Source organism: Micromonospora sp. NPDC005220, assembly GCF_040607895.1.
In the GTDB taxonomy this organism is placed as follows: domain Bacteria; phylum Actinomycetota; class Actinomycetes; order Mycobacteriales; family Micromonosporaceae; genus Micromonospora.
Genome location: NZ_JBEXHP010000218.1, coordinates 1 through 3,611, shown reverse-complemented (window position 1 = coordinate 3,611; position 3,611 = coordinate 1). Strand labels below are relative to the sequence as shown.

The window sequence follows — 3,611 nt, the reverse complement described above, 5'->3', positions numbered from 1 at the left end:
GCTCCGGGCGGTCAGGCTTGATCCCTCCGCCGGGGACGGTCGCCCCAGCCCTGACCTTGGTCCCGGTCCGGTCCGCCCGTCGCGGACCTTGACTGCGGGCCGTCCGCCCGTCGCGGACCTTGACAGCGGGCCGTCCGCCCGTCGCGGACCTTGACAGCGGCCCGTCCGCCCGTCGCGGACCTTGACAGCGGCCCGTCCGCCCGTCGCGGACCTAGACTGCGGGCCGTCCGCCCGTCGCGGACCTAGACTGCGGGCCGTCCGCCGGTCGCGCTCCTCCTCGTGTACGCCGTCAGCCCTCGACCGCCGACGTCCTGGTGAAACTCAGCCCACGTCGACCCAGCCCACGTCGACTCACCCCAGCCTGACCGACCCGCCTGCGCCAGCCCTCGCCTGGCCAGGAGCCGCCCGGCCCACCTCGCCGCGGCCAGCGGACCTTCGCTCAGGTTGTGTCGTCGACACGAAGATCCGACCCGACGTAGATCTTGGACACTTTCCGTTACGCGGGAACGGAAAGTGTCCAAGATCTACGTTGCCGGCTCTCCGGCGAGGTCGCGGAACCTACCGGCGTTCCCCTGCGGCCCTCCACTGCGCCTCGGCCCCTCCTGTCATGAATTGGTGGGGCTCTGCTTCGTCGGGTGCGCCCGCTCTCTGCGTGATCCACTCGGGTTTCAGGAAGTCGGCCTGTCGGACGCCCTCGGATACCGCGACTTCAAGGAACGCGAGTGGATCAAAGCAGGCGTCGCTCTACAGACCCCCGCATCAGCACGATAAATGGGTCGAGCCGGGCAGATCGGAGCTTGAGCCACCGGCCAGCCCAGGTTGCGCGCGGACCCGGGCCGCCCACAGGGCTGGGGGCGACCGTCCCCGGCGTAGGGATCAAGCCTGACCGCCCGAAGCCGGGGACGGTCGCCCCCAGCCCCCCAGCGCAACCACCGACCAGGAAGCCGCAACCACCCACCAGGAAGCCGCAACCACCGACCAGGAAGACGCAACCACCGACCAGGAAGAGCAGCCCGAGACGAGGGCGCGAGGCAAGCCCGGGACCCACGTTCGGTTCAAGTGCCCGCGCCCGGGTAGCAGTCCTTCGAGACGGTGACGAAGAGGGGACGAGGGACATGAAGGCGTTGACCTGGCAGGGCAAGCAGGACGTACGGGTCGAGGAGGTCCCGGATCCCCGGATCGAGGAGCCGACCGATGCGATCGTGAAGATCACCTCGACCGCGATCTGCGGGTCCGACCTGCACCTGTACGAGGTGCTCGGGCCGTACCTGAAGCCGGGTGACGTGCTGGGCCACGAGCCGATGGGCATCGTCGAGGAGGTCGGGTCGGAGGTGACCGGGCTCAAGCCGGGCGACCGGGTGGTGGTGCCGTTCAACATCGCCTGCGGCAGTTGCTGGATGTGCCGGCGTCAGCTCTACGCCCAGTGTGAGACCACCCACGTCAGCAGCGAGGGCAAGGGCGCTGCCCTGTTCGGCTACACCTCTCTCTACGGTTCGGTGCCGGGCGGGCAGGCCGAGTATCTGCGCGTCCCGCAGGCCCACTTCGGGCCGATCAAGATCCCGCAGACCGGCGCGGACGAGCGGTACCTCTACCTGTCCGACATTCTGCCCACCGCCTGGCAGGCGGTGAAGTACGCGGACACCCCGCCGGGCGGCACCCTGGCCGTCTTCGGGTTGGGCCCGGTCGGGCAGTTCTGCGCGCGGATCGGCCGCCACCTCGGCGCGGGCCGGGTGATCGGGCTGGACCTGGTGCCCGAGCGGCTGGAACTGGCCCGCCGACACGGCATCGAGGTGCTCGACGTGAGCCAGCTGTCCGACGTACCTGGTGCGTTGATCGACCTGGTTGACGGGCGCGGCCCGGACGCGGTGATCGACGCGGTCGGGATGGAGGCGCATGGTTCGCCGGCGGGGAAGTTGGCCCAGACCGCCGCCGGGCTGTTGCCGGACAAGCTGGCCCAGACGATGACCGACCGGGCTGGCGTGGACCGGCTCTCCGTCCTGCACGCCGCGGTCAAGGGGGTCCGCCGTGGCGGCACCGTGTCGATCTCCGGGGTGTACGGCGGCGAGGCCGACCCGATGCCGCTGATGGAGATGTTCGACCGGGGTGTTCAGCTGCGGATGGGGCAGTGTCACGTGCGCCGGTGGACCGACGAGATCCTGCCACTGCTCGCCGATGACGACGACCCGCTGGGCGTGGAGGACCTGCGTACCCACCGGGTGCCGCTGGCCCGGGCGCCGCAGGCGTACGAAATGTTCCAGAAGAAGGAGGACGGCTGCATCAAGGTCGTGCTCGAACCGTGAGTGCGAGAGTGCCGTGAGCCGGGTGGTCGTGATCGCGGGCTGCCGGGGGTCTTCGACCAGGTGGTACTCGTCGGGCGTTGATGCGGCTGGCCGGCCTGAGTGGACGGACGATCGCCGCGCTGCGCCGACGGCTCGGCTGCACTGTTCGGGGGACGATTCGGGGGCATCGTGCATCGATCAACTCGCCTAGGGTGGTGGGCCAGCAAGCGCGCTGGCGCAACACGATCGGGGAGACGATTCACCATGCGACTGAACCGCAGAACGGCACTCGGCTTGGGCACGGTGGCCACCGCCGGCACAGTGCTGGGCGCCGCCGGCACGGCGAGCGCCGCCGACACCACCAAGGTGTCGCCGACCACCCCCGCCCGGGCCGCCCGTCGGGTCGCCGCCGTCTTCACCAAGCACAGCGTTGAGGCCGGCGGCAACTGGCAGGCGTACGTCAGCGTCGCCGACCCGGCCGGTACGCCGGTGGTCGCGGTGCAGGCCGACGCGGACCGGCGGATCGAGGCGTACAGCGTCAACAAGATCGCCGTCGCCACTGCGGTGCTGGACAAGGTCGACCGGGGGCTGCTCACCCTGGACCAGCAGGTCGAGGTAAGCGCGGCGATCGTGGTACCGGGCGGTGACGGCATCTTCAGCCTGGACGGCGCGTACCCGAGCCTGGTGACCCTCGGGCATGTGCTGGCGAACCTGTTGACCGTCTCGGACGACACGGCGGTGCGGTTGTGCGGGCTGGTCGCCCCGGCCGCCGAGATCAACTCCATCCTGGTCGCCAAGGGCTTCCCGAACACCCAGGTCCAGCCGGTGGCCAACCCGAACCGGTTCTTCCTCGGCACCAGCACCCCCCGGGAGACGCACGACCTGCTGCGTGCCCTGGTCGCGGGCACGCTGCTCTCCCCCGCCTCGACGGCGTACCTGCTGGGCGTCCTGCGCGCCCCGGTGGCGTTCACCGACGGCATCCAGCGGACGATGTCCTCCGACGAGCGGGCCCGGATCGCCACCAAGGCCGGCTGGTACGCCGACGCCCGGCACGAGGCCGGGGTGATCTTCGACCGCTCCGGCGCGGCGGTGCTCACCTACGCCCTCTTCGCCGACGGGCAGGCCAACCCGGACGACTTCGGCGCGACCCATCCGGCGGTGCAGGCGCGGGCCGCCATGGGCCCCAATTTCCTGGCCGCCGTGGACCGGATCGCGGGCGTGGGCAAGACGTTCCGGATCACCGCCCGACGTCCCAGCAACGGCGGCTAGAGACCGTCCCGGGTCGGGGGGCGCGGGGGGCGGACGCCCCGGCGGGGGGGTTGGGGAGGTGAC

2 protein-coding genes are annotated in these 3,611 nt (G+C 71.0%); both read left to right on the top strand.

Translation table 11 applies throughout. From position 1 onward, the window contains the following. Positions 1 to 1,115: 1,115 nt before the first annotated feature. Entirely contained in the window at positions 1,116 to 2,300 is a 1,185-nt protein-coding gene (locus ABZU52_RS32125; protein WP_354974671.1) for a zinc-dependent alcohol dehydrogenase, read from the top strand. Positions 2,301 to 2,543: 243 nt separating this feature from the next. Then, a complete protein-coding gene (locus tag ABZU52_RS32120; RefSeq protein WP_354974670.1) occupies positions 2,544 to 3,548 on the top strand; it encodes a serine hydrolase in 1,005 nt (334 codons plus the stop codon). Positions 3,549 to 3,611: the final 63 nt, after the last annotated feature.

Coding starts and splice junctions, on each gene's coding strand:
- ABZU52_RS32125 (WP_354974671.1), top strand. CDS start 1,116: ATGAAGGCGTTGACCTGGCAGGGCAAGCAGGACGTACGGGTCGAGGAG.
- ABZU52_RS32120 (WP_354974670.1), top strand. CDS start 2,544: ATGCGACTGAACCGCAGAACGGCACTCGGCTTGGGCACGGTGGCCACC.